Origin of the sequence: Microvirga solisilvae (assembly GCF_022808595.1) — a bacterium.
Taxonomy (GTDB): Bacteria; Pseudomonadota; Alphaproteobacteria; order Rhizobiales; family Beijerinckiaceae; genus Microvirga; species Microvirga solisilvae.
The window spans coordinates 1-2,421 of the sequence record NZ_JAKUCN010000018.1 but is presented as its reverse complement, the minus strand read 5'-3'; the positions used below and the strand labels follow the sequence as shown (position 1 = coordinate 2,421).

The 2,421-nt window shown below is 59.9% G+C and carries 1 protein-coding gene and 1 pseudogene; both read right to left on the bottom strand.

Annotated elements, in window-relative coordinates:
- The coding region (locus MJ639_RS17750; RefSeq protein WP_243375682.1) for a PAS domain-containing protein at window positions 1-2,128 on the bottom strand (2,128 nt) is incomplete at its 3' end.
- Between the two features lie 27 nt (window positions 2,129-2,155).
- Window positions 2,156-2,421: pseudogene (locus tag MJ639_RS17745) on the bottom strand (histidine kinase); the annotation flags it as partial.

The window sequence follows — 2,421 nt, the reverse complement described above, 5'->3', positions numbered from 1 at the left end:
GGCCGCCGAAGGTCGACAAGGCGCCATGCTTGGCGGCGTTGGTGGTCAATTCGTGAATGGCCATGCCGATGGGCACGGCCGCCTCCGAGGGCAGCTCGATATGCGGGCCTTCGACGAGGATGCGGTTGCGCGCCTCGTCCTCGTAGGGACCGAGCTCGGTCTGGACCAGCTCGCGCAGGTCGGCCTTCTGCCACAGGTCCTCGGTGAGCAGGTTGTGGGTGCGGGCGAGCGAGACGATGCGTCCGACGAAGCCCTGGTAGAAGTCGTCGATGCTGGTGGCGGTGCGTGCGGTTGATCCGACGATGGCCTGGACGGTGGCGAGCGTGTTCTTGACGCGATGATGCAGCTCGCGGATGAGCAGCTGCTGGCGCTCCTCCGCATGCTTGCGATCCGTAATGTCTTGGAAGACACCGGTGGTTCCGATGAACGTTCCATCGGAATCATAGATCGGGTTGCCTTGGGCCGTGATCCAGGTGTGGGATTGGTCCCCCGGACGCAAGATCCTGTACTCGACGCTGTATTGAGTACGGTTCTCGATGGCTCTCCTGATGGTGGAGAGAACGCGCGCATGATCGGAAGCGTGAATCTGCTCATGCATGCGCTCTCTCGTGATGGATGAGCCTGGAGGAAGTCCGAGGATTTCCGCTGCCTTGTCCGAGAGCAGGATGTCTTGGGAACCGGCATTCCAGCTCCAATTGCCAAGCTGGGCGGCTTGCAGGGCAAGCCGAAGTTGTCTCTCGCTTGTGCGCAGGGCTTCCTCGATCATTTTCATGTCGTGGATGTCGATGCTGGTGCCGACCCAGCCCTTGAACTCGCCCGTGGCGCTGTGCACCGGTGCGCCCTGGATCAGGTGCCAGCGATATTCGCCTGTGCCTGACCGGTAACGTGCCTCCGCCTCATAGGCCATGTGGTTGGGAACCACATGCTGCAGCTCCACCTCCATGCGTGCCCAATCGTCCGGGTGAATGGCCTGGATCCAGCTGTGGCCAAGTGCCAGTTCAGGAGGCTGCCCTAGATATTTCACCCAGCGCTCGTTGGTGTAGGTCAGCTCCAGATCCGGGTTGAGAATCCACACGAGTGCCGGCAGCGATTCTGCAATGAGCTGGAAGCGCGCCTGGGTTTCGCGCAGTTCGCGCTCTGCGCGCGCTTTTTCGACAGCAATCCATGTTCGCTCTCCCACATCGACGACAAGAGCGATCTCGTCGCCCGTCCAGTGACGGGGGCGGGATGTGCTTGCATAGAACAACCCCACAAGGCGATCGTTCTTCATCAGCGGAACGGTCAGGATCGCCTTGATGGCAACACTTGTATAAAACGCTTCGACTGCCGGATCGATCGAGACGTCCTCGATCACACTGGGCCTTCCCTCCATCAAGGCTTGCACGACATAGGCGGGCGCCTGACCTGTCGGCTCGACGCGGCCCTCATTGGAGAGAAGCCCTTTCGACCATTCCTTCAGGACGACGATCGCGCTTTGGTCTTCCGTGATCTCTCCATATCCAACGCTGTCGACTTCCAGGAACAGGGCAAGGCTTCGAACGATCGATTCCAGAATGAGCAGCGGCTCTTCCTGGGCAGTGATCTGATCGTGGAGGTAGAGAAGAAACTCTTGCTTGCGATGCGAGAGAGCGGCTTCTTCCTTGACCCGCTCGCGTTCCGTCACATCCTGGATGATGCCCATGACCCGAACCGGGCTATCGCCTTCAAAGAGGGCGGACCCTCTCAGCACGGCGCGGTTCACTTCGCCATCGGACTTGATCAGGCGATGCTCGACCTGGAAATCGGTTTTTGTCTTGATGGAATATGCAATCGCCTGATCGATGCGAAGAACATCGTCAGGATGAAAGATCTGCTGCAACTCTTCATAGGTCAGCGTCGAATGCGAGGGGAGCCCAAGGCACGCATAGAATGCTGGACTGCCTTTCACCACACCGGTTTTCAGATCGTGCTCCCATGAGCCCACTCGGCTGAGGCTGAGCGCGGCCTGTAGCTTGGCGTCGGTGGAGCGAAGCGACGTATTGAGCGCGTGAAGACGGCTCTCAAGTTCAGCAATACGCTCCTTGTTGCTGCCGCCCTCTCTCAACAGGGCAGCTTCACCCGGAGCTTGGGTAATGCCTCGCCCGTTCATGGTTCTAAGCCCTCACGCTGTCGTTGGTCATGATGCCTGAGATGCCTGTTTATCCGGATTGAAAAGAGGTGGCTCGCCTGGGATGGCCATCGTCATGGTGAAATGCAGCCCATGCTCTTGGAATTCCATGTTCACCTGAGCCTGCAGCTGCGTGGTCAGAACCCGCTGCAGCAGCCGCGAACCAAAGCCCTGCCGCGCCGGCGCCGTCACCCGCGGACCGCCATGCTCCATCCAGGAAAAATGCAGCATCGGCTGCTCCCCGCCCGGCGCAATGTGCCAGCGCACCTCCACCT